This window comes from Candidatus Sphingomonas colombiensis (assembly GCA_029202845.1).
Lineage (GTDB): Bacteria > Pseudomonadota > Alphaproteobacteria > Sphingomonadales > Sphingomonadaceae > Sphingomonas > Sphingomonas colombiensis.
Map to the genome: position 1 here is coordinate 26,497 of CP119315.1, position 24,102 is coordinate 50,598.

The 24,102-nt window shown below is 64.3% G+C and carries 20 protein-coding genes and 1 tRNA gene; 11 read left to right on the plus strand and 10 right to left on the minus strand.

Going from position 1 to position 24,102, the window contains the following annotated elements:
* Nucleotides 1-90: 90 nt before the first annotated feature.
* Complete coding sequence (gene lepA, locus P0Y64_00160) at nucleotides 91-1,887, minus strand: translation elongation factor 4 (GenBank protein ID WEK44913.1); 1,797 nt, start codon at nucleotides 1,885-1,887, stop codon at nucleotides 91-93.
* 159 nt (nucleotides 1,888-2,046) lie between these two features.
* Between lepA and P0Y64_00165 the strand changes: the two genes are divergently transcribed.
* Nucleotides 2,047-3,015, plus strand: coding sequence for a CsgG/HfaB family protein (locus P0Y64_00165; protein ID WEK43323.1), 969 nt, complete (start codon nucleotides 2,047-2,049; stop codon nucleotides 3,013-3,015).
* Between the two features lie 25 nt (nucleotides 3,016-3,040).
* On the opposite strand, the gene P0Y64_00170 is transcribed toward P0Y64_00165, so the two are convergent.
* Together P0Y64_00170 and pnuC are read right to left on the minus strand one after the other, a co-directional pair.
* Nucleotides 3,041-3,580 carry an ATP-binding protein gene (locus P0Y64_00170; GenBank protein ID WEK43324.1) on the minus strand — a complete coding sequence of 180 codons (540 nt, stop codon included), beginning with the start codon at nucleotides 3,578-3,580 and terminating at the stop codon, nucleotides 3,041-3,043.
* Entirely contained in the window at nucleotides 3,577-4,194 is a 618-nt protein-coding gene (gene pnuC, locus P0Y64_00175) for a nicotinamide riboside transporter PnuC (protein WEK43325.1), read from the minus strand. The genes P0Y64_00170 and pnuC overlap by 4 nt, the downstream gene beginning before the upstream one ends.
* Nucleotides 4,195-4,231: 37 nt before the next feature.
* Between pnuC and P0Y64_00180 the strand changes: the two genes are divergently transcribed.
* Together P0Y64_00180 and P0Y64_00185 are read left to right on the plus strand one after the other, a co-directional pair.
* On the plus strand, nucleotides 4,232-5,533 hold the full coding sequence (locus P0Y64_00180; GenBank protein WEK43326.1) for an FAD-dependent oxidoreductase: 1,302 nt from the start codon (nucleotides 4,232-4,234) through the stop codon (nucleotides 5,531-5,533).
* A gap of 92 nt (nucleotides 5,534-5,625) precedes the next feature.
* Nucleotides 5,626-5,702 (plus strand) — tRNA-Pro (locus P0Y64_00185).
* 158 nt (nucleotides 5,703-5,860) lie between these two features.
* Here the strand turns inward: P0Y64_00185 and P0Y64_00190 are convergent.
* Nucleotides 5,861-7,135 carry an amidohydrolase family protein gene (locus tag P0Y64_00190; protein ID WEK43327.1) on the minus strand — a complete coding sequence of 425 codons (1,275 nt, stop codon included), beginning with the start codon at nucleotides 7,133-7,135 and terminating at the stop codon, nucleotides 5,861-5,863.
* Between the two features lie 125 nt (nucleotides 7,136-7,260).
* Between P0Y64_00190 and P0Y64_00195 the strand changes: the two genes are divergently transcribed.
* On the plus strand, nucleotides 7,261-9,384 hold the full coding sequence (locus P0Y64_00195; protein WEK44914.1) for a penicillin acylase family protein: 2,124 nt from the start codon (nucleotides 7,261-7,263) through the stop codon (nucleotides 9,382-9,384).
* Between the two features lie 254 nt (nucleotides 9,385-9,638).
* Entirely contained in the window at nucleotides 9,639-11,711 is a 2,073-nt protein-coding gene (locus P0Y64_00200) for an EAL domain-containing protein (GenBank protein WEK43328.1), read from the plus strand.
* A 4-nt stretch (nucleotides 11,712-11,715) separates the two neighbouring features.
* Here the strand turns inward: P0Y64_00200 and P0Y64_00205 are convergent, their stop codons facing one another.
* Both P0Y64_00205 and P0Y64_00210 read right to left on the minus strand, forming a co-directional pair.
* The gene (locus P0Y64_00205; GenBank protein ID WEK43329.1) at nucleotides 11,716-12,726 is read right to left on the minus strand and encodes a WalW protein; all 1,011 of its coding nucleotides are present in this window, start codon (nucleotides 12,724-12,726) and stop codon (nucleotides 11,716-11,718) included.
* A gap of 5 nt (nucleotides 12,727-12,731) precedes the next feature.
* Nucleotides 12,732-14,447, minus strand: a complete 1,716-nt coding sequence (locus tag P0Y64_00210; protein WEK43330.1) for a sensor histidine kinase — start codon at nucleotides 14,445-14,447, stop codon at nucleotides 12,732-12,734.
* A 234-nt stretch (nucleotides 14,448-14,681) separates the two neighbouring features.
* On the opposite strand from P0Y64_00210, the gene P0Y64_00215 reads away from it, so the two are divergent.
* The gene (locus P0Y64_00215; protein ID WEK43331.1) at nucleotides 14,682-15,089 is read left to right on the plus strand and encodes an Lrp/AsnC family transcriptional regulator; all 408 of its coding nucleotides are present in this window, start codon (nucleotides 14,682-14,684) and stop codon (nucleotides 15,087-15,089) included.
* 74 nt (nucleotides 15,090-15,163) lie between these two features.
* Here P0Y64_00215 and P0Y64_00220 read toward each other — a convergent pair whose 3' ends face one another.
* Nucleotides 15,164-16,441: a tetratricopeptide repeat protein gene (locus P0Y64_00220; GenBank protein WEK43332.1), complete on the minus strand. Its 1,278-nt coding sequence runs from the start codon at nucleotides 16,439-16,441 to the stop codon at nucleotides 15,164-15,166.
* Nucleotides 16,442-16,593: 152 nt separating this feature from the next.
* Here P0Y64_00220 and yaaA point away from each other — a divergent pair, with 152 nt between their 5' ends.
* The 5 genes from yaaA to P0Y64_00245 all read left to right on the plus strand — a co-directional run bounded on the left by yaaA (nucleotide 16,594) and on the right by P0Y64_00245 (nucleotide 21,662).
* A complete protein-coding gene (gene yaaA / locus P0Y64_00225) occupies nucleotides 16,594-17,340 on the plus strand; it encodes a peroxide stress protein YaaA (protein ID WEK43333.1) in 747 nt (248 codons plus the stop codon).
* Nucleotides 17,337-17,993: an SDR family NAD(P)-dependent oxidoreductase gene (locus P0Y64_00230; protein ID WEK43334.1), complete on the plus strand. Its 657-nt coding sequence runs from the start codon at nucleotides 17,337-17,339 to the stop codon at nucleotides 17,991-17,993. The genes yaaA and P0Y64_00230 overlap by 4 nt, the downstream gene beginning before the upstream one ends.
* A 97-nt stretch (nucleotides 17,994-18,090) precedes the next feature.
* Nucleotides 18,091-18,396, plus strand: coding sequence for a hypothetical protein (locus tag P0Y64_00235; GenBank protein ID WEK43335.1), 306 nt, complete (start codon nucleotides 18,091-18,093; stop codon nucleotides 18,394-18,396).
* A 183-nt stretch (nucleotides 18,397-18,579) separates the two neighbouring features.
* Nucleotides 18,580-21,312: a DNA gyrase subunit A gene (gyrA, locus tag P0Y64_00240; protein ID WEK43336.1), complete on the plus strand. Its 2,733-nt coding sequence runs from the start codon at nucleotides 18,580-18,582 to the stop codon at nucleotides 21,310-21,312.
* On the plus strand, nucleotides 21,309-21,662 hold the full coding sequence (locus tag P0Y64_00245; GenBank protein ID WEK43337.1) for a DUF952 domain-containing protein: 354 nt from the start codon (nucleotides 21,309-21,311) through the stop codon (nucleotides 21,660-21,662). Before gyrA ends, P0Y64_00245 begins: the two co-directional genes overlap by 4 nt.
* A 77-nt stretch (nucleotides 21,663-21,739) precedes the next feature.
* Here the strand turns inward: P0Y64_00245 and P0Y64_00250 are convergent, their stop codons facing one another.
* From P0Y64_00250 to P0Y64_00260, 3 genes are read right to left on the minus strand one after another with little or no spacing between them, the layout of a single operon-like run.
* The gene (locus tag P0Y64_00250) at nucleotides 21,740-22,417 is read right to left on the minus strand and encodes an O-methyltransferase (protein ID WEK43338.1); all 678 of its coding nucleotides are present in this window, start codon (nucleotides 22,415-22,417) and stop codon (nucleotides 21,740-21,742) included.
* 18 nt (nucleotides 22,418-22,435) lie between these two features.
* Complete coding sequence (locus tag P0Y64_00255) at nucleotides 22,436-23,089, minus strand: hypothetical protein (protein ID WEK43339.1); 654 nt, start codon at nucleotides 23,087-23,089, stop codon at nucleotides 22,436-22,438.
* 4 nt (nucleotides 23,090-23,093) lie between these two features.
* Nucleotides 23,094-24,002 (minus strand): class I fructose-bisphosphate aldolase, encoded by a 909-nt coding sequence (locus P0Y64_00260; protein ID WEK43340.1) that lies wholly within the window; start codon nucleotides 24,000-24,002, stop codon nucleotides 23,094-23,096.
* Nucleotides 24,003-24,102 lie beyond the last annotated feature (100 nt).

The window sequence follows — 24,102 nt, forward strand, 5'->3', positions numbered from 1 at the left end:
TTTGTGCGGCACGGTGGGCGCGGGAACAAGTGCGAGGCGACAATTGCCCTAACGCGCGCCTCGGGCTGGCCAGAGGCGGATGCGTCGCCCTTAGCCCTCGTCGCCCATGCGCAGCGCCGCGATAAAGGCTTCCTGCGGAATCTGCACGGAGCCGTATTCGCGCATCCGCTTCTTGCCTTCCTTCTGCTTGTCCAGCAGCTTCCGCTTGCGGCTGATGTCGCCGCCATAGCATTTCGCGGTAACGTCCTTGCGCATCGCTGCGATCGTCTCACGCGCGATCACCTTGCCACCGATCGCCGCCTGAATCGGAATCTTGAACAAGTGGCGCGGGATCAGATCCTTGAGCCGTTCACACATGCCGCGCCCGCGCGTTTCCGCGGTGCCGCGATGGACGATCATGCTCAGCGCATCGACCGGCTCGCTGTTGACGAGGATGCTCATCTTCACGAGATCGCCATCGCGATAGCCGATCTGGTGATAGTCGAAGCTGGCGTAGCCGCGACTGATCGATTTCAGGCGATCGTAGAAATCGAAAACCACTTCGTTGAGCGGCAGTTCATACGTCACCTGCGCGCGCCCGGCGACATAGGTCAGGTTCTTCTGGATGCCGCGCCGATCCTGGCACAGCTTGAGGATCGAGCCGAGATATTCGTCGGGGCAATAGATCGTCGCCTCGATCCACGGCTCGGCGATGCTCTCGATCTTGTTCGGATCGGGCATGTCGGCCGGATTGTGCAGCTCGATATGGCCGCCGTCATGGGTCAGCTCGATCTGATAAACCACCGATGGCGCGGTGGTGATGAGATCGAGGTCATATTCGCGCGTCAGCCGCTCCTGAATGATCTCCAGATGCAGCAGCCCGAGGAAGCCGCAGCGGAAGCCAAAGCCGAGCGCGGCGGAGGTTTCCATCTCGAAACTGAACGACGCATCATTGAGCCGCAGCTTGCTGATCGATTCGCGCAGTTTCTCGAAATCGTTCGCGTCGATCGGGAACAACCCGCAGAACACCACCGGCTGCACTTCCTTGAAACCCGGGAGTGCCTGTGTCGCCGGACGCTTGGCGTCGGTCAGCGTATCGCCGACGCGGGCCTGCGCCACATCCTTGATCTGCGCAGTGATGAAGCCGATTTCGCCCGGCCCGAGATCGGTCAATTGTTCGATTTTGGGACGGAAGCAGCCGACGCGATCGACCAGATGCTGCGTTCCGGCCTGCATGAACGTCACCTGCTGGCCCTTGCGCAGCACGCCGTCGATTACACGGACGAGGATGACGACGCCCAGATACGGATCATACCAGCTATCGACTAGCATCGCCTTCAGCGGCGCGGAGGCATCGCCCTTCGGCGCCGGAATGCGCTCCACCACCGCGTCGAGAATCTCCTCGATGCCAATGCCGGATTTCGCGGAAGCGAGAATCGCGTTCGACGCATCGAGGCCGATGACATCCTCGATCTCGGCCCGCACCTTCTCCGGCTCGGCGGCGGGAAGATCGATCTTGTTGATCACCGGCACGATCTCATGGTCGTGCTCGATCGACTGATAGACGTTGGCGAGCGTCTGCGCCTCCACGCCTTGCGCCGCGTCGACCACCAGCAGCGCGCCCTCGCACGCCGCGAGGCTGCGCGACACTTCATAAGCGAAATCGACGTGGCCGGGCGTGTCCATCAGGTTGAGAACATGGCCTTTCCACTCAAGCCGCACGGTCTGCGCCTTGATGGTGATGCCGCGCTCCTTCTCGATATCCATGTTATCGAGCACCTGCGCGGACATCTCCCGGTCGGTCAGGCCGCCGGTGCGCTGGATCAACCGATCGGCAAGCGTCGACTTGCCATGATCGATATGGGCGATGATCGAAAAGTTGCGGATGCGGTCAAGCGGCGTGGTCATGATGAAAGCGCCTCTAGGCGGCGGCGAGACATGCGTCAAAGGCCGCGCTGGCGACTTGTTTCCGCTGGTGTTAAGCGCATGAGAACAAAGATGTGAACAACAAGGGCCGCATCGTTCTGGCTTGCACCGCAAATGGTGGCATTACTCGGGGAGTGTGAGATGTTGAGGAAATTTGCGTTGGTCGCCGCGGGCTCGGCGATCGCATTGGTTGCGTCATCGGCCAACGCCCAGAAGCTTGCCAAGCCCTCGTCCGGCCAGCGCCTGCAGGAGCAGACCGCCAATGACGTGCCGCGCTGCTTCCGCAAGCTCGGCACGCTGTCAATCGTCGACGGCGATGATCCCCGGCCGTGGACCCAGTACAGCCTCGCGGCGCCGTCGAAGCTGCTGAAGGTGCTGGTCCAGCGTTCGGGCTGCTTCAACCTCGTCGATCGCGGCAGTGGCCTTCAGGCCGCGCAGCGCGAGCGTGACATCGGCAACGATCTGGGTCTTCAGCGCCGCTCGAATGTCGGCCAGGGCCAGATCAAGGCGGCCGATTATGTGTTGGTCGCGGAAATTCAGGGCGCCAATTCGAACGTCTCCGGCGGCGGTGCGGCAGCCGGCATCGGCGGCCTGATCGGCGGCCGTTTCGGCGCGCTGGCCGGCGGTCTGCGCAGCAAGAAGTCTGAAGCGAATACCGTGCTGTCGATCACCAACGTCCGCACCACCGAAACGATCGCGACCGCCGAGGGCTATGCGGCGAAGAATGACATGTCGTTCGGCGGCGGCGGCGGCACCGGCTTCTTCGGCGGTGGGATCGCGGCGGTCGGCGGCGGTTACGACAACACCGATATCGGCCGCATGGTCACGCTGTCGTTCATTCAGGCCTATTCGAAGCTGGTGACGGAACTCGGCCTGGTGCAGCCCGGTCAGGAGGGCACCGCCGAGGCTGCACCGAAAAAGACTTACACCACCGAAGGCCCGGTCGCGATGCGTGCCAGCGCGCTCGCCACCGCCAAGGCGATCCGCACGCTCCCGCCGGGCGCGATCGTCTATCCCACCGGCAAGCAGAATGGCCTGTGGTGGGAAGTCGCCGACGAGAATGACAATGTCGGCTGGGTGCTGAACACGAAGCTGGCGCCGTCGCGCTAACCTTAGCGAGTTGGAGCCCGGCGCGTCAGGCGCGCGTCGGGCTCAATTCCATCCCTGCCCGCGTGAGCGCGGCGAGCACGTTTTCATAACGCGCCTCCCCCGATCCGCTCACCATCTCCCACCGCACGCCGCGCCGATCGAGTTCGGCCTTCGACAGATCGAAGAAGCGCTGTCGTTCAGCCGCCGTGCCGAACATGCGCGTGCCATCCTCGATCCATGGCAGATCGATGTCGAACAACAGATAGAGATCGGCGGTATTGTCCCACCGCGCGAACCATGGATCGCGTCGACCGAACATCATGTCCGCCCACACCGCGCTCATCAATGCATCGGTATCGACGATCACCGGGAAACGCCCGGCATCGCATGCCGCGCGCACCTGCAAATCCTGCGTATGCGCGATCATCACCAGATCGGACATGGTGAGATCCACACCATAACGCTCGCAATAGGTGCGGCCGAATTCGGCGACCACCGGGGTGCCGAAATGCCGCGCGAGCCGCACGGTGGTCGTCGACTTGCCCGTGCTCTCCGGGCCATGCAGGCAGATCGTGCGCAGCGTCATACGGGAAGCGGCTCCGCCGGATGGCGATGCTCGGCGCGGCGCCAGTCGAACAGGCCCCAACAGGCCAGCGCCAGATAGATCACGTAAAGCCCCGCAAACAGATACAAACCTTTGGCCAGATACAACGGCACCGATGCGAGGTCCACGGCGATCCAGATCAGCCAGTTCTCGATCCGCCGCTGCGCCATCAGCAGCTGGCCGGCGACGCTGGCGATGGCGATCGCCGCATCCCACCACGGATAGGAAGCGTTGGTGAAAAGGTGCATGGCCGCGCCCCACGCGATCGTCGCGATCACCCAGCCGATCGCCCAGGCCGCCCGTGAGGCACCGCTCATCCGCTCAACCGTCACCTCGCCGGCCCGCTCCCGCGAGCGCAGCCAGTTAAGCCAGCCATAACAATTGGCCGCGACGAAAAATGCCTGCAGCAAAGCGTCGCTGTAGAGTCGCGCCTCGAACACGACAAAGCCGATCAGCACGACCGATCCGATCGCAGTGGGAAACGTCCACACGCTGCGCCGCGCCGCCAATGCAACGCACGCCACCCCCAGCACCGTCGCGACCGATTCGAGCATCGACATCACCCTGTCGATAAGCAGCTTGCCCTCGCCCGCCAAGCGGTTAGCATCATCTAACCACAAGGAGAGACGCCATATGCGCCACGTCGCCGTGATCGGTTCGGGGCCTGCGGGCTATTACACCGCAGAAGCCTGCCAAAAGGCATTCGGCGACGACGTTCGCGTCGATATTATCGATCGTATGCCCGTGCCTTATGGTCTGATCCGAAGCGGCGTCGCGCCCGATCACCAGTCGATCAAGGCGGTGTCGCGGCGGTATGAGGCGACTGCGCTCAGCGACAATGTCCGCTTCGTCGGCAATGTCATGATCGGCCGCGACGTCTCGATCCCAGAGCTGACGGAGCTCTACGATGCGGTGGTGCTGGCGACAGGCGCCCCGCACGATCGTCCGCTCGGCATCCCCGGCGACGATCTGCCTGGCGTGATCGGATCGGCGGCGTTCGTGGGGTGGTATAACGGCCATCCCGATTTCGCCGATCTCGGGCCGCCGCTCGACAGCTCGGGCGCAGTTATCGTCGGCGCGGGCAATGTCGCGCTCGACGTCGCACGCATTCTGGCTAAGACCGGCGATGAATTCACCGGCTCAGACATCGCGGCCCATGCGCTGTCCGCGCTCGAGCCGCACGGCATCCGCGATGTAACGATTCTCGCCCGGCGCGGCCCCCACGAAATCGCGATGACACCGAAGGAACTGGGCGAGCTTGGCCACCTCACCCGCGCGACACCGCTGGTCGATCCGGCCGATCTGCCGCCAGTGGAAGCGGACGCGGCGCTGGAGCCGGGACTGCGCAAATCGGTCACGCACCTGCGCGGCTTCGCCAACAACGTCTCCACCGCCGCAGTCTCGATCAATTTCGATTTCTTCGCGATGCCGGTAGCGATCGAAGGCGATACAAAGGCGGAGCGCGTAATCGTCGAACGCACCAGGCTCGATGAAAGCGGCCGCGCGGTGGGTACGGGCGAAACCTATGCCGTGCCCGCCGGGCTGGTCGTTAGCTGCATCGGTTATCGTACGCCGCCGATCGAGGGCGTTCCCTATGATGCAAAGCTCGGGCGGTTCGCCAATGAGGAAGGGCGAATCGCCCCCGGCCTTTATGCGGTCGGTTGGGCAAGGCGCGGGCCCACCGGCACGATCGGCACCAACCGACCGGACGGCTTCATGATCGCGGACCATATCGCCGCCGATACCGGGCCCGACAGCGCCAAGGCCGGTCGGCCCGGGCTGGATTCCTTGCTGGCCGCGCGCAGCGTGGATGTCGTCACCTTCCGCGACTGGCAGGGGATCGAGCGCGCCGAGATCGCCAACGCCCGCGACGGTGCCCCACGAGAGAAGTTTACCTCGCTCGATGCCATGCTCGCCGCACGTGCACCGATGTAATTACACCGCTTGCGCACCACGAAACCGCTGGCTATAGGCGCGCCTCCAGCGACCGATCGGCCCCCGAAACGGCCCAAGATCGGTTACTCCGTCGGGGAGTAGCTCAGCCTGGTAGAGCACTGCCTTCGGGAGGCAGGGGCCGGAGGTTCGAATCCTCTCTCCCCGACCATTATATGGCTCAGCGCATTGGCTGCGGGTCGTTTCAGACAAGCGCGACCGCATCTCGCCGGTCACCTCCCTCAGAACGATTGCTCGAATCGGCGGCGCCTTGCCCGTGTGCAATGCGGTATCGAGTTGAGCGGTACCCCACCCAACTCAACCCGGTCATTAACGCAGCGGCACCACCATCCCGCCCTTCATCACCATCTCTACCTGGCGCACCGCGCCGATATCCACCGTCGGATCGCCGCGCACCGCAACGAGGTCAGCAAGCATCCCCGGCTTGAGCGCACCCAGTTTGGTGTCCAACCCGAACCAGCGCGCATTGCCCCATGTCGCGGCGGTCAGCACCTGCGCCGGCGTCATGCCGTTGGCGACCATCAACTCCATCTCGCGCGCATTCTCACCATGCGCGTAAACCCCCACGTCACCGCCCATGCACATGCGGACGCCCGCCTTTAGCGCGAGCCGGAAGGCATCGCGGCTGAGCTTCACACTTTCCGGTGCTGGCTCGGCCCCGTTCCAGCCCCGATAGCGCGCAACCGAATCCGAAGCCGCGAGCGTTGGACAAAAAGCGACGCCCTTAGCCGCCATGGCCGCGAAGATTTCCGCCGAGCCGCCATAACCATGTTCGATCGTATCGACGCCGGCCGCGATCGAGCGGCGCATCCCTTCGGCCGTCGCCGCGTGAACTGCCACGGGACGACCGGCATCATGCGCCGCCGCCACCGCTGCCCTGATCTCCTCCGCGCTTAATGTCGCGCGGCTGTCCTCGCCCGGACGCCAGCGATAATCGGCATAGAGCTTGATCCAGTCCGCGCCGCCCGCGATCTGCCGCCGTACCTCGGCCACGATCTGATCGGCGCCCGATGCTTCCTCCGCCCCCTGCGGGATCGCGACGCCGGGCTCGAACCCTTTTGGACCATAAGCGCCGAGCGCAACGATCGCGCGGGTCGCAACCGACAGTCGCGGCCCCGGGATCATCCCCTGATCGATCGCCTGCTTCACCCCGACATCGGCATAGCCCGCGCCCTCCGTGCCGAGATCCCGCTCGCTGGTGAAACCCGCCAGCAACGTCGCACGCGCCTGCACCACGGCGCGCGCTGTGCGCAGCGCCAATGGCTCGTGAAGCACCTGATCGTCCCAGCTCGTCTGGTTATAAGGGTGGAGAAACAGATGGCCGTGCCCTTCGATCATCCCCGGCATCAGCGTATCGCCCGGCAACGCCAGCACAGTCGCGCCGGCCGGCGCGGCTAGATCCGGGCCAACCGCGACAATCTTCTCACCATCGACCAGCACCTGCCAGCCGGGGTGGCGCTTCGCGCCAATCGGGTCGAACACCGCATCGGGCTTGAGCAGTATAACCTTGCGTGGTGCTGGGTCCGCCGCCTGCACGCTGGCCGATCCCAATAGCGCCGTCATCATCAATGCGATCCAGCGCATAGTCTTCCCCCAGTTATTTCGTTACGTTCCCGCGCATGGATATAAGCCTTCGTTCGTCGCTCCTAGCCCCGCTGCTGCTCTCCACCGCCTTCCTCACCGGCGCGCCCGCTCCGGTCGATTCAGGCATGGCGCGCTGGCAGGTACAGGCGGCGCGGGTGACGATCACGCGCGACGATTGGGGCATCCCGCATATCCACGGGACGAGCGATGCCGATGCGGTGTTCGGCATGATGTATGCTCAGGCCGAAGACGATTTCTCGCGGGTTGAGGCGAATTACCTGACCGCGCTCGGCCGCAGCGCGGAGGCCGATGGCGAGGAAGCGATCTGGGCCGATCTGCGACAACGGCTGTTCGTCGATCCGGCGGAGCTTCAGCGCCAATATGCCGCGAGCCCCGCGTGGTTACGCCAGCTCATGAACGCCTGGGCGGATGGCCTGAATTACTATCTCGCCACCCATCCCGAGGTGCAGCCCAAGGTGCTCAAGCGGTTCGAGCCATGGATGGCGCTGAGCTTCACCGAAGGCAGCATCGGCGGCGACATCGAGAGTATCTCGTTGAGTGAACTCAAGACGTTCTACGGCAATCCGACCCCGCCGACGCCGGAGGAAACCGGCAGCGTGCCGCGCGAGCCTTCGGGATCGAACGGCATTGCCATCGCACCGAAAATCACCGCGAACGGCCATGCGCTGCTGCTGATCAACCCGCACACCAGCTTCTATTTCCGATCCGAAGCGCAGGTTTCGAGCGACACCGGGCTGAACGCTTACGGCGCCAGCACCTGGGGGCAGTTCTTCGTCTATCAGGGGTTCAACGCCAAAGCCGGATGGATGCACACCTCGTCCACCGTCGACAATATCGACGAGTTCGCGGAAAGTGTGCGCAAGACCGGCGACAAATATTCCTATGCTTATGGCGCCGGCCGTCCGCGGCGCCCGGTAACCACCGCGCAGGTGACGCTGCGCTATCGCCGCGCCGATGGCTCGATGGGCGAGCGCACCTTCACCACCTATCGCACGCATCACGGCCCGATCGTCGCCGCGCGCGCCGGACGGTGGATCGCAACCGCGCTGATGTGGAAGCCGGTGCCCGCGCTCGAACAGAGTTTCCTGCGCACCAAGGCGACTGATCTCGCCAGCTTCATGCAGATCGCCGAGCGCAAGGCCAATTCGTCGAACGACACATTGTTCGCGGACAGCAAGGGCGAGATCGCGTTCCTGATGCCGCAGTTCATGCCACTGCGCGATAATCGCTTCGATTACACGCGCCCGGTCGACGGCAGCGATCCCGCGACCGACTGGAAAGGGCTGCACGCGCTGCCAAGCCTGCCCAATGTGCTCAACCCCGGCACTGGTTGGGTGAAGAACACCAACGACTGGCCATGGAGCGCCGCCGGCGCGGACAGTCCGAAAGCGACTGATTTTCCGCGCTATATCGATCAGACTGGCGGCAACGCGCGCGGTGTTCACGCCGATCTGCTGTTGACCGGCAAGAGCGGCTGGACGCCCGAAAAGCTGCGCGTGGCTGCGTTCGACAGTTACCTGCCCGCCTTCGCCAGGTTGATCCCGCAACTGGTCACGGCGTGGGAAGCGCTGCCCGCGTCCGATCCGCGCCGCGCCACCCTGGCCGAGCCGATCGCCTTGCTGCGCGGCTGGGATAATCGCTGGGGTACCGCTTCGACCGCGACGAGCCTTGCGGTGTTCTGGGGCGACCATCTGTGGCGCGAGGTCGGCAGCTTCGCACAAGCCGAGCGAATGAACGTGCCCGATTATATCGCGGCGAAGGTGCCGCCCTCGACGAAGCTCGATGCACTCGCAGCGGCGGTCACCCGGCTCAAGCGCGATTTCGGGGACTGGCGCGTACAATGGGGTGAAATCAACCGCTTCCAGCGACTCGACGACGCGATCCATCCTCATTTCGATGATGCTTCGCCCTCCGTCGGCGTTCCGTTCACCTCCGCACAATGGGGCAGCCTCGCCTCCTTCGGCGCGAAGACATGGCCGGGAACGAAGCGTTATTACGGCACCAGCGGCAACAGCTTCGTCGCGATCGTCGAATTCGGCCCACGCGTGAAGGCGGTGGCGGTGATGGCCGGCGGCCAGAGCGGCGATACCCGGTCGCCGCACTTTGCCGACCAGATCCACCCCTATGCCGACGGCAATTTGCGCCCGGTCTATTTCTATCCGGACGAGCTCAACGGGCATGTCGAAACAAAATATCGGCCCGGCGAGAAGAGGACATCGGCCAGATAGCGGGTTACGTCACGCCGCGCTCAAACTTAACGAAACCGTGGAGGCAGGTGCACCCTGCCATGCGCGGCGGCGCATCGTGCGGCTGCGATTCATGAGGCGAGATGGTTTTTGAGATCGTTGCTTCTCCGCAATGAAAAACACCGCTTCTCCGATAGTTGTCGACACATTTCATAGGTTGGTAAGGATGGTGTGCGACAGCGCTGCTCAATGACGTGACATTTCGCATGTCGCCTGTGCATTGTTGGGGGCAGTTAATGTTTGAGATCGTTCTGTGCGTCGCGCGGGATCACGATCCGTGGCTGGTTTTGCTCGCCGTTGCCGTTTGCTGCGCGGGCGCATTCGCGATCGTTCAGATGCTCGGCCGTATGGCAGCAACCACCGGGATACAGCGCATCGGATGGCTGTTTCTAACCTCGGTCGGCGCAGGCGCGACGATATGGTGCACCCATTTTGTGGCGATGCTCGCCTTCCGTGCCGGCGTACCGGTTAAACTCGATCCAGTACTCACGATCTTCTCGCTGATCGCCGCGATCGGTGGCAGCGGCGTCGGATTTTTGATCGCCGTCTGGCGCCGAAGCATCGTAAATGCGGCGGTGGGCGGCGCGCTTGTCGGGCTGGTTATCGCGATGATGCACTTCATCGGCATGGCGGCATACCGGGTCGATGGCATCATCGAATGGCGCACAGGCTACGTCATCGCAGCCGTGATCAGCTCGGTCGTCTTCTCGGCTGCGGCGCTTGTCGTGCTGACCGACAAGCGTCTCGGTACATTTCGTCCCACCGTCGGAACCGCGCTGCTGGTCGCTGGAATCGCCGCGCTGCATTTCACCGCGATGACCGCGCTTCGTATTACCCCGCTTCGCCTCAGTTCGTCCGCGCTCGATCCGCAAGACGGACAGGCGCTGGGCCTCGCGACTGCTCTGCTTGGCTTGCTGGTGATTGGTGCCGGGGTGTTCGCGGCACTGATCGACCGCTGGACGCGATCGGACGCGATCCAGCGTCTGCACCATATGGCGATGAACGACGCGCTGACCGGCCTGCCCAACCGGCTTAGTGCCCAAAGCGAGCTGTCTCGCCAGATTGCCACTGCGAAAGCGAACCGGGGCCAGATCGCGGTGATCGCGATCGATCTCGATCGGTTCAAGGAGATCAACGACGTTCACGGCCACAAGGCCGGAGACAGCGTGCTGATCACGCTGGCGACGCGCATGCGCGAACTGATGGTGCGGGACGAGATGATCGCGCGGCTTGGCGGTGACGAATTCGTCGCGATCGTCCGCTTCGAACACGCGACCGAACTGGGCGCGATCGCCGATCGCATCAAAGCGATTATCGAAGAGCCGCTCGCCATCGACAATTTCACCGCCCGCGTCGGCGCCAGCATCGGTATCGCGACTTACCCGACCGACGCGACGGATGCCGAAACGCTATCCAATAACGCCGATCTGGCAATGTATCGCGCCAAGACCAGCGGGGCCCCGGCCCCGTGCTTCTACGACGCGCCGCTCGACGAGGCGATCCGCGACCGGCGCGAACTGGCAAACGATTTGCGTATCGCGATCGAGGGAAATCACCTCGCGGTGCATTATCAGCCGCAAGCATCGATCGCGACGCATGCGGTGACTGGCTATGAAGCGCTGGTCCGCTGGACGCATCCTACGCGCGGCGCGATCTCGCCCATGGTCTTCATTCCCATCGCGGAGGAAAACGGGCTGATTCTGGCGCTGGGCGAATGGGTGATGCGCCGCGCCTGCACGGACGCGATGACGTGGGAAAATGAGGCGAAGGTCGCGGTGAACGTCTCGCCCGTCCAGCTCGCCCATGCCGATCTGCCGCGGCTGTTCCACCAGATCATGATCGACACCGGCATGCCCCCGCGCCGCCTGGAGATCGAGCTTACCGAATCCGCGATCATCGCGAACCGGGAACACGCGCTGCATGTCCTGCGGCAAATCAAGGCACTGGGCGTCGGCGTCGCACTCGATGATTTCGGGACGGGATATTCGTCGCTGGAGACGCTGCGCGCCTTTCCGTTCGACAAGATCAAGCTCGATCGACTGTTCGTATCCGAGCTGGAGGAAAGCCCGCAAGCGGTGGCGATCGTCCGCGCGGTGCTCGCACTCGGCAAGAGCCTGGCGATCCCCGTTCTCGCAGAGGGGATCGAAACCGAACGCCAGCTCGTCGTATTGCGGCGCGAGGGTTGCGACGAGGCGCAGGGCTTCCTGCTTGGTCGCCCGCAAGAGCTACCCGCACCGCTCATCATCCCGTCATACGATCAGATCCTCGATCCGGCTGAAGTGGAGCCCGGAGCGAGCCGCGCGGCCTGATCGCTCACCCAGCCGCCGCAAGAAGCTCCGCGAGCGACGCGGACCGCACCCCGCGTCGCTCCAGCTCTTCGAGCACGACATCCCACCAGCGCCAGAAGCGCGCGAGATCGGCAACGTCGCGGACATAGGGCGTGTTGCCCGGGACTAAAGACGGGGAGTGGAAGGCGAAGTTGAGCAGGCTCGCCCCCTCCCCCAGCGCGACCGCAATTGCTTCGAGCGCTTCTGCTACCGGCACGCCCTCCGGCGTCAGCGGCACGCGCGAGAACAGCCCGGCGCGCGCGAACACGCTGCGCGCGTGCGGGATTCCACCAAGCCGCGCGTGAAGCCCGGCGCCCGCCCGCCTCAGCGCGCCGGTGAAGATCGTCGACAAGGGCAACTCGACCAGCCCGGCCTCGCGCCATGCATCGGTCGTGGCCGCAATGAAATCCGGGCCACCTTCCGCGCTATAATCGAAGCCGGGGCGCACCGAACTGTCGAGCCGATAGCCATGACGCGCGAGCAGCGCGAACATCTCGGGTGCGATGCCGTAGCGCCCGGCCCGAAACGCGATCGGGCGTGTGCCGAAAGCAGCGGCGATCGCATCGCTCAGGCGAACTACCTTCTCCTCCAGCATTTCGATCGGGAGATTTCCCGCGAAGGATGCGGCACGCGACAATGGCTCGTCGAAGGGTGGATTGACCCATGGATGAAGCTGCGCCCCGATCGCCGCGCGAGGATCGCTGGCCAGCAGATCGCGCAGCATATCGACGGCATGTGGATCGCTCACCACCGGATAGTCGATGAAAAAGGTCAACGCCGCGCCCAGCGCCGAAAGCCGCCGGTGCGCCTCGGGCAGCGCGGCAAGCGCGGTTATACCATGCCCCTCGCGAGCGAAGGGCGCGGACCAGTCGAACTCCTCCTCGGTATCGACGAATATCGTATAGCGCGGCGCGAAATCCGCCGGCCAGCGAACGATGGCAGCGCGATCCGCGCGCGGCACGCGCCAGCGACGCGGAACGATCGCGGGCGCCGCCACCTTTGTCAGTTTGTCGAGGCCTGCCCCATGTCGCCGATCAATTCAGTCGGCAGGCGAAGAGTCAAGCGATCGGCCTCGATGATCAGTGCGCCGTTCAATTCGGCAGCAAGGTTGCGCGCCAGCCGGATAGCGAAGCCCGTGCCGAGCAACGGCGCGCCCGGCATCTCCACCTCGCGCTCCGCATCGAGCGTGAGCAGCGTCGTTTCGGGCACGGCGGCAAGCGCGTTCGGCCGGGTGATATCGATCGCGACCTGCGCTTCCTCGCCACGCACCTTAATCGCCAGCTTTTCGCCCACGCCTGCGCTGGCGACGAGCGCCGCGATCAGGCGACCGATCAGGCGCTCCGCGATCCGCTCGTCGCAGGTGAGCACGATCGACGGCGCGACGGTCGCAAGCTCGACGATGCAACCGCGCAACCGCACTAATGGAGCGAGATCCTCCAGCGTCCGCGCCAGCAGCGGTGCGAGGACGACCGTATCGTCGTGCAGCTCCAGCGCGTCCCCTTCGATCCGCGCGGCAAGCTCAAGGTCCTCGATCGCCGCGACCAGATCACCGGCATGGCCGCGAATCGTCGCGGCGCGGGCGCGATAAACCTCGGGAACCGGGCCGAGCATCGCCGTTTCGATCAGTTCCGAAAAGCCGGCAATGGCATTAGTAGGCGTGCGCAATTCATGCACCAGCCGCCGCAACCCCTCGATGCCGCCGGAATCCGCCGCGCGACGGCCGATCGCCCCTTCGTCGACGCGGGGGCGCCGTGCCGCGCCACGGAAGCCGACGAAGCGACCACTCGCGCTGTCGAACATCGGCACGCCGGAAATGCGCCATTCGCCCGCCAACGCAGAGCGGCCGCCGATGGTGAGCCGCGCGTCGTTGAACGCGGTGCGGTGACGGAACGCCCCGCTCGCCACGCCATCGACCTGCGGTTGCCCGTCCGCGCCGGGCAGAAGAAAGCCTATTCCGATCACTGCTGCGCGCGGCGCCGCATCGACCCAGCGAATCACGCCAGCCGAATCGCTTTCGAAGCTGAAACGGTCGACGTTCGTTTCCGACTCTTCATCGGAAGCCACCCGTGCACCCAGCGGCTGATCGCGGTGCAACTCGCGGAATGCCGCGATCCGGTCGACCAGCGCCGCGATCTCGAATCCGCCACCCGGCGCAGCCGCCGGCTCGAGTTCGAGCACATCGAGGGGTGAATCCGACGCGAGTGCAATCGCCGGCGACTCGATCGACGCCTCCGATATCAGCACTGACGCCGGCTCGTGCTCCGCCGTGCGCTGCCCCGCGTCATAACCGAGCGCAAAATCCGCCGCACCGAAGCTTTCGAGCGCGCGATCGACGTGCGGGCCAAGGTCATTGCGATGGCGCAACACGGCGCGGCCCGTCGGGCCAAGCGTGGGCAGCAGCGCGCGCCATTCGGCATCTTCAAGCCGCACCGCGCGCAACACGGGCGCCGCGACGGACTGCTCGTCCTCGGCAAAAACCGCGACCAGCCCTGCCGAGGGGGCTGCCAGTGCGAGCGAACGGGCCGTTGCCGCGCGGGTTGGCACCGGCACGCGTTCCCGCAATTCACGCAGGCGATCGAGCACTTCGGGCGTTTCCTCGATTCGTCCGCGCGCGAGCAGGTCTGCGATCTGCCGAAAAGCGGCCTGCGCGCCAAACGAGGTGGACGCATCAGCGGCAAGAACGGTTTTCAGGCTATCGTCGAATCGCAAGGGTATCATCCTATCCGGCACGCGAGCGTATTCGCGGCTGGAAACCATCTGATTAATCCTCATCCGGCCCGGGTGAAACCTCGGATTTTGGCACGTAGCAATGTGGGACAATTGCGTTTGCGCGCAATTTTCCTATGGATACGTCAACCAAATCGCCATGAATGTGCGTGGCGATAGCCGGAGAAAGAAGTGCTCGACCGGATCGACAGGCAGATTCTGGCATATCTTCAGGAAGACGGACGCATGACCAACGTTGAGTTGGCCGATCGCGTCGGTCTCACCGCGCCGCCGTGCCTGCGGCGCGTTCGCGCGTTGGAGCAGGCCGGGGTGATCCGCGGCTATCACGCCGAATGTGATTCCGCGCAATTGGGGTTCCCGATCACCGTCTTCGCGATGGTGAGCTTGAGGAGCCAGGCGGAAGCGGATCTCACCGCCTTTGAAACGCATGTCGCGGCCCTCCCTGAGGTGCGCGAATGCCATATGCTGAATGGTGAGATCGATTTCGTGCTGAAGATCGTCGCGACCGATCTTGAGAGCTTTCAGCGCTTTCTGACGACCCACCTCACCACGGCTCCCAACGTGACCAGCGTCAAATCGTCGCTGACGATTCGCAGCGCGAAAGCGGCCTCGGGCGTGCCGATCCTCGAATAACCGGCGATCGAAGCCGGATACAAAAAAGGGCGGCCTGATCGGCCGCCCTTTTCGTTATGCGCTGACGAGAAAGATCAGGCAGTCGGCGTCGCCAGTGCGGTCAGCCAGAACGAGGCGATGTCGGCACGCGGAGCGCCCTTCACCAGCTCGAACGCGGCCTTGGCACCGGCGGCGTCGCCCGAATTGGCAAGCGCGATACCAAGATGCGTGTTGACCGCATCCGCATCGACGCCGCCCTTCTGCAGCGCCACCTTATAGAGCTCGATCGCCTTGGCATAATTGCCCGCGCCAAGATGCGCGTCCGCCGTGCCGGCCGCGAGCTTGCCGTTGGCGGCAGCTTTGGCCTTCGCATCGAGCGGATCAAGCGAACCTTCGTTGGCGATCGACTGCTTGGCGACGCGATACAGATCGTTCGCAGTAACCGAATCCGCCGGCAGCTTGCCCGCTGCACGGCCCTCGTCGATCACTGCCTTGCCCTCGTTCGGCAGGCCCAGATCGATCGCATATTGCGCGTAGATCTCGTAATCGAACTGATCCGCCATCGCCTTCTTCGCGCGCAACAGGCGGAACAGATCGACCTTCTGCGCCTTATCGAGCGTGACCGCGCTACCCTGCTGGATGCCATAGACGAACACGATGTCGCGCCAGTTCTTCGCCGTCGGATAGACGGTGATGTAACGCTTCATCCAGCCGATCGAATCCGGAATCATCCGCTTTTGCAGCGTCTTGGCCATCGCATAGCGATAGAGCTGCTCATCAGGCTTCTGGCCCGCGGCGATCTGCGCGGCCATCGCCTTTTCGAGATCGGCCGAACCACCGGCGATATCGCCAGCCTCCATCTTGATCTTCACCATCTGCAACGGAAGGTTGGGATCGGTGTAGCCGAGCTGCTGAGCGCGCTGGAAGAAGGTCAGCGCCTCCTGCGGCTGCTTCGCGTTGGCGGCGATGATGCCGCGCTGATAGTTGAAGCGCGCCTGATCGGTCTGCGGCGTACGCGGATTGGCGATCAGCGCGTCGAGCGGGCCCTTGATCTGATTGTCATCGATCTGACCGTTCGGCGCCTTGCCGACTGCGAGCTGAAGCTGGAACACCGAGGCGATGTATTTGTCGTCATCGCTCTTCGCGCCCGCCAAAACCTGCTGCACCAGCGGCTCGGCAGTGGCGTAATCCTTCGCCTGCAGCGCGGCCTGCGCCTTTGCCGCGATCGGCTGGACGTCCTTGCTGAGTTTCAGCGGCGCAGCCTTGGGCTCCTCCGCCTTCTTTTCCTTGGCGGATGCCGGCGTCACGAGCGCGATGCTGCCAACGCCGGTTAGGAGGGCGGCGGCGATCGCGGCCCGGTACATGCTCTTCATCGCGTTATTCTCTCCATTCTGGAAGGCGCCGCGGGCGCCTCTGCGCCGCTCTACCTTCCTGCCCCTGCAGGTTCAAGAAACCCGACGGCCCTGACCGCATTCCACTGAACATGGATTGAACGGATCGGGTTCCCCCGATAGGCCCAACTACCATGATCGCCGTGATTTCGCCCGCCAAGACATTGGACTATCAGTCTCCCCTCCCCGCCTTGAAAACCAGCGAACCACGCTTCGCGAGCGAGGCGGCGGTACTGGCGAAGGCGGCCGCGAAGATGTCGCGGAAGCGGCTTGGCGAGCTGATGCACATTTCCGACAAGCTCGCCGCGCTGAACGCCGAGCGTTTCCGCACTTTCGACGATTTGCCGGAACGCGCGGCGATCCGCGCCTTTGCCGGGGACGTGTATACCGGGCTGGAGGCGGCGACGCTGGATGAGGCCGCGCTCGATTTCGCGCAGGATCATCTGCGCATGCTCTCCGGTCTGTATGGCCTGTTGCGTCCGCTCGATCGGATGCGCCCCTATCGGCTGGAGATGGGCACCCGCTGGGCTCCCCGCCGCAAGAAACTGACCGACTGGTGGGGCAAGCGTATCGCCGATACACTGGCGGACGATGTCGCCGAAGAGGGTTCGGGTGTGGTGCTCAACCTCGCCAGCCAAGAATATTGGGCAGCGGTGGATGGGCTGCTGCCGCGCGATATCCGCGTCATCGCCGTCGACTTTCGAGAGACTGACGGCCGCTTCATCAGCTTCCACGCCAAGAAGGCACGCGGCATGATGGCACGCTGGATGGCGGAGCATCGCATCACGGACGCCGATGCGATGCGCGGGTTCGACAGCGATGGCTACGCCTTTGACACCCAGGCCAGCGACGGTGATCGCTGGACGTTCGCCCGGCAATGAGCGCGGTCATCATCGGGGCGTCGGGTGGCATTGGCGCCGCGCTGGCCGAAGCACTGGAAGAGGAAGGCGAAACGGTCCTGCGCCTGTCCCGCCCGGAAATCGATCTGACGGACGAGGCGAGCATCGCCGCCGCTGCCGCGCGGGCCGGCGCGCCGGAGCTGGTGATCGTCGCCACCGGCATCTTGCACGATAGCGAGCGCGGGCCGGAAAAGGCATTGAGCGACCTCGATCCGGCATGGCTCGCTCGACAATATGCGATCAACACGATCGGGCCGGCGCTGATCGCGAAGCATTTTCTGCCGATCATGCCCAGATCAGGCCGCAGCATATTCGCCGCGCTTTCGGCGCGCGTCGGCAGCATCGGCGACAACCGGCTGGGTGGCTGGTACGGCTATCGCGCGTCGAAAGCCGCGTTGAACCAGTTCATCCGCACGCTCGCGATCGAGGACAAACGGCGCAACGATCGTGGGATCGTGGTGGCGCTGCATCCCGGCACCGTCGACACGAAGTTGTCGAAGCCCTTCCAGCAATCCGGCCGCGATCTGTTCGCGCCGGGGCGTGCTGCAGTGCAGTTACTGGATGTTATCGACGGCTTCACGCCAAAAGACAGCGGGCGGTTATTCTCGTGGGATGGCACGGAAATCACTCCCTGACGGATATTTAATCTTCACGTCACGAGCCCGCGATCCTTTCTCGTGCATTACAACCTCCGACGCCGACAGACGTCGTTCTAAACGGAGTGATGCAATGATGAAGTCCGCGATCCTCGCCGCCATTTCCGCCGCCGCGCTCGCCTCTGGCGGAATGGCCTATGCACAGGCCCCGGCCGCGAAGGCGACCACGGCCGCGCACACCACGGTTGCGACCAAGACCACCACCGTCACCAAGCCGGCGATGGCAAGCAGCAACATGATGGCCGCCAAGACGACGCATGTCACCCGCAAGGCAACTTCGACGCCAGCGGGCCGCATGGTCACCACCAAGACCTCGACCGGCAAGACCGTCACTTACAATTGCTCGAAGGCAGGCAACGCCAACAAGAAGGCGTGCAAGTAACCGCCTGTTCCAAACTTCCGATCGGATGATCCGCAAGCGCCCATGCGAAACCCTCGCATGGGCGCTTTTCGCTGCTCGCCGGGCGACCGCTTCATTCTCGCGCGCGTGCGCGTGGGGTGGAAAGCGCGCGGCGGCTGGGCTAGGGTTCGTCATCGAAAAGACACAACCCGAAAGCACTGATTCTTGACCGACGAGACTCTCCTCGCCGAACCTTCGGACATTGCACGCATCTCCATCGTCGATGAGATGAAAACGAGCTACCTCGATTACGCGATGAGCGTGATCGTGGCGCGTGCGCTGCCCGATGTTCGCGACGGCCTGAAGCCTGTGCATCGCCGCATCCTCTTTTCCGCGAACGAGAGCGGATTCGTCTGGAACCGCCCGTATCGCAAATCGGCGCGCATCGTCGGTGACGTGATCGGTAAATATCACCCGCACGGCGACAGTGCGATCTACGATGCCCTTGCGCGTATGACGCAGGACTGGTCGATGCGCGCGCCGCTGATCGACGGTCAGGGCAACTTCGGCTCGATGGACCCCGATCCGCCCGCCGCGATGCGTTACACCGAGGCGCGCCTCGCCAAGATCGCGGATTATCTGCTCGACGATCTCGACAAGGATACGGTCGACTTCCAGCCGAACTATGACGGATCGGAAAGCGAGCCGCAGGTGCTGCCGGCGCGTTTCCCCAATCTGCTGGTCAACGGTGCGGGCGGCATCGCCGTCGGCATGGCCACCAACATCCCGCCGCATAATCTCGGCGAAGTGATCGACGCCTGTTTCGCCTATCTCGACAATGGCGCGATCACCACCGAGGAACTGATGGAGATCGTGCCGGGGCCGGATTTCCCGACCGGGGCGATCATCCTCGGCCGTTCCGGCGCGCGTTCGGCTTACGCCACGGGCCGCGGCTCGGTCATCGTGCGTTCGCGCCACATCATCGAGGAAGGCCGCGGCGACCGGCGCTCGATCGTGCTGACCGAAATTCCATACCAGCAGGGCAAGAACGCGCTGGTCGAGAAGATCGCGGAAGCCGCCAAGGACAAGCGCATCGAGGGCGTCAGCGATATTCGCGACGAATCGAATCGTCTTGGCGTGCGTGTCGTCATCGATCTGAAGCGCGACGCGACGCCAGAGGTGGTGCTGAACCAACTCTGGCGGCACACGCCCGCGCAATCGAGCTTCCCCGCCAACATGCTGGCGATTCGCGGCGGCCGGCCAGAGATGCTCGGCCTGCGCGACATCATCCAGTCGTTCATCCAGTTCCGCGAAATCGTCATCACGCGGCGCTCGAAGTTCGAGCTGGCCAAGGCGCGCGATCGTGCGCACATCTTGCTCGGCCTCGTCATCGCGGTCACCAATCTCGACGAGATGGTGCGGATCATCCGTGGCTCGGCCAGCCCGGCAGAGGCGCGCGCCGCATTGCTGGCGCGCGAATGGCCGATCGCGGAGATCGCGCCCTATATCCGGCTGGTCGAAGCGGTCGATGTCGAGGTTACCGGCGAAACCTATCGCCTGAGCGAAATCCAGGTCCGCGCGATTCTCGATCTGCGCCTGCATCGCCTCACCGCGCTGGGCCGTGACGAAATCGGCAATGAGCTGGAACAGCTCGCCGCCTCGATCGCGGAGCTGCTCGAAATCCTGGCCAACCGCGCCAAGCTCTATCAAGTGATGCGCGACGAGCTGACCGAAGTGCGCGCGCTTTTCGCTACACCGCGCCGCACCGAGATCGCCGCCGCCGCCGATGGGATCGAGGATGAGGATCTGATCGAGCGCGAGGACATGGTCGTCACCGTGACCATGCAGGGCTATATCAAGCGCACCCCGCTCGAGGCGTTCCGCGCGCAGGCGCGTGGCGGCAAAGGCCGCAGCGGCATGGCGACCAAGGATGAGGATGTCGTCACCGAGCTGTTCGTCACCTCGACGCACACGCCGGTGCTGTTCTTCTCCACGCGCGGCAAGGTCTATCGCATGAAGGTCTGGCGGTTGCCCGAGGGTGGCCCTGCCACGCGCGGCCGGCCGATGGTCAACCTGCTGCCACTGGCGGAGGGCGAGACGATCTCCACCGTCCTGCCGCTGCCGGAGGACGAGGCCGAGTGGGGCAAGCTCCACGTCATGTTCGCCACCGCCAAGGGCAATGTGCGGCGCAACAGCATGGATGCCTTCACCAACGTGCCGTCGAACGGCAAGATCGCGATGAAGTTCGAGGGTGAGGACGAGGACGACCGCCTGATCGGCGTCGGCCTGCTCGACGAGCGCAGCGACGTGCTGCTGGCGACGCGCCAGGGCAAGGCGATCCGCTTCTCCGGAGACGAGGTGCGCGAATTCCAGAGCCGCGCGTCAACCGGTGTGCGCGGGATGCGGCTTGCGGCGGGCGACGAGGTGATCTCGCTGTCGATCCTCCACAAGGTCGGCATGCGCGATCAGGACGAGCGCGACGATTATCTGCGCCACGCCCCGTGGAAGGCCGAGGATCCCGATCGCAGCCCGCGCGTGATGGACGAGGAACGCTTCGCGCATCTGGCGGAGCAGGAAGAGTTCATCCTCACGATCTGTGCCAACGGCTATGGCAAGCTCTCGTCGGCATATGAATATCGCCGCACGGGGCGTGGTGGTCAGGGCATCACCAATATCGACAATATCGCGCGCAACGGCCTCGTCGTCGCGAGCTTCCCGGCGACCAAGGCGCAGCAGCTGATGCTCGTCACCGATCAGGCGAAGATGATCCGCATTCCGCTTGGCGATCTGCGTGTGATCGGGCGCGGCTCGGCAGGCGTGCGGTTGTTCAACGTGGCGAATGACGAGCATGTCGTCTCCGCCGCGCGAATCGAGGAAAGCGAAGAGGACGATACCGCCATGGACGAGACGGTCGAGGGCGAGGCTCCCGCCGCCGAAGGTTCGGGCGCCCCGGAATGAGCGATCGGCCGACCGTCGCGTATAAGGTGCTGACCGCCGATCAGATGGCGGCACTGGAGCGCGACGGCAGCTTCGCGGGCGCGCCGGTGGATATCGCCGATGGCTATGTCCACCTGTCCACCGCCGCGCAGTTGACCGAGACGGTGGACAAGCATTTCGCCGGGCAGCGCGATCTGCATGTCGTTGCGGTCGATCTCACGTCATTCGGGGCGAGCCTGAAGTGGGAAGCGTCACGCGGCGGCCAGCTCTTCCCGCATCTCTATGAGCCTCTGCTGCTAGAAACGGTGATCGCTTATGGTCCGCTGGAGCGCGACGCCGATGGCGGCGTGAAACTGCCAGTCGCGGGCTGATCGCCTAAAACGGCCTGTGGACCACAGCCGAGCGACTAACACGGCGAGCACTCACATCATCGGAGCAATCGCCTGCGTCACCCCGCGTCGACGATCGTCAGCAGGAAGCCATCCCATTTCTTGCCCCCGACCGTCTGGATCGCCGTGGCGGTGAGGCGCGGTTCGCTGGCCACATAATCGAACAGCGCGCGCGTGCCGGTGATGCGGGAATCGTTGCTCGTGGCATCGAGCACCCCGCCCTCGCGGATCACATTGTCGACGACGATCACCGTGCCGGGCCGCGAAAGCCGGATCGCCTCACGCATATAAGCGACGTTATTTTCCTTGTCGGCGTCGATGAAAACCAGATCGAACGGACCTTCCAGCCGCGCCAGCGCAGCAAGCGCGGCCCCGGTGATCACCTCCACCCGGTCCCCGACGCCGGCGGCGGCGAGGTTGTCGCGTGCAACCTCCGCATGGTGAGGATCGATCTCCAGCGTCACGATGCGCCCGCCCTCGCCCACAGCGCGCGCCAGCCAGATCGTCGAATAGCCACCGAGCGTCCCCACCTCCAGCACACGCCGCGCGCCACCGATCAGCGCGAGCAGCTGGAGCAACTTCCCCTGCGGTGGGGAAACGTCGATGTCGGGCAGTCCGCGCGCGGCATTGGCGGCAAGCGTAGCGGCAAGCGCGGCATCCTCACCCAGCAATTTGTCGACGATATATTTGTCGACATCGATCCAGCCTTGATCGGGTTCGTTCAGTCGTTCGACCATCACCGTTCCCTTCTTGCTTCAATCGGTCGGCGGCAATCGTCGCCCCTTGCGCTCAACATCCATATCCGCCGCGATCGCGAGCGAATCCGCATCGCCGAGTGCGCGCAATGCCGCCGCACGCGCAAGCAGGCGCGGGCGCCACTCCCGCTTCGGCGCTGTCGAAATGGCCGCATATTCGCGCACCGCCTTCACCCACAGGCCATCGGGCCCATCGACGTCTTCCGCGTCGCGAGAAAAGCTGCTGCGATAAGGTGTTAGTTCACCCTTCTCATCCCGCGTAAGAAACAGGACGAGGTGCATGCCGGGATCGACGAAATAACGGACGCAACCGCCGATGAGGGCATCGGGATTGGGTTCGCGTAATTGCCTGCGGTCGCTGCGATGCGGTCGAAATCCATGAGTCGAGCCATAGCTCGTACCTTTTAGCGCGATGCGCGGAGGAAGCTCCTCCCCCTTCAGCAAAGTCGTCGGGGTGGCGAATACGACGCTGTCGAAAACATCTTTGCCAGCCCGTTCGCCATCGACCGTCGCGATTACGATCGTATCTGCCCGGACCGCAAGCTCCAGATTGGTCGGCACCTTATAGCCCGACGCCATCGAGCAGGCCTCGGCGTTCGTAGCGGCAGCCAAAGCCATCGCGACAAAAACTGCCGCGACGGCCCTGATTGCCACCTACTTATTCCTCGCCCTTGTAGATGCGGACGAGTTTGTCGAGCATCGCCAGCGCCTCGCCGCGCTCGCGCTGGAAGGTGTTGCGCCCGATGATCGAGCCGTTGCCGCCACCGTCGCGAATGTCGCGCGCGTCCTGATAGACCGCGTCCGCACCCTTCGCCGCGCCGCCCGAGAACACCACGATGCGCCGGCCCGCAAAGCTCGACTGGACGACATGCGCGACGCGCTTCGCCTGCGTCGACCAGTCACCGCCCTCATAGATCTTCTTGGCCTCGGGCTGCTCGATATGATCGCTCGGCAGCTTCACCTTGATGATGTGCGCGCCGAGCAACGCCGCCATGTGCGCGGCATAAGCGCCGACATCGAGCGCCAACTCGCCCTCCTTCGAGAGATTGCCGCCACGCGGATAGGACCAGATGACGGTGGCGATGCCAACCGACTTCGCCTGCGCGGAAAGCTCGCGAATCTCTTCCATCTGCTCGAACACATGGTCCGAACCCGGATAGATGGTGAAGCCGATCGCGGCGCAGCCGAGCCGCAGTGCGTCGTCCACGCCCGCCGTCACCGCCTGATCGATGCTGGTCGCCCAGCTGTTCGAGCTGTTGCACTTCAGGATCGTCGGCACCTGCCCGGCGAAGGTCTCTGCGCCAGCTTCCAGCATGCCGAGCGGCGCGGCATAAGCCGAAAGCCCCGCGTCGATCGCGAGCTGATAGTGGTAATGCGGATCATAGGCGGGCGGATTGATCGCGAAGCTGCGCGCGGGGCCGTGCTCGAAGCCCTGATCCACCGGCAGGATGATCAGCTTCCCGGTGCCGCCCAGCCGCCCGTGCATCAGGATGCGGGCGAGGTTCGCCTTGGTGGCGGGAGAATCGGATTCATACTTGTCGAGAATGGCCTTGACCGTCGGCGTCATCGCATACCCCTGAATGTAACAAACAAGTTCCGAGCCTGTTAGCCGGGGGTTCGACCGCGCGCCAGTGGGATTGACTATCCGTCCGTCGCTGCGCTTCCTG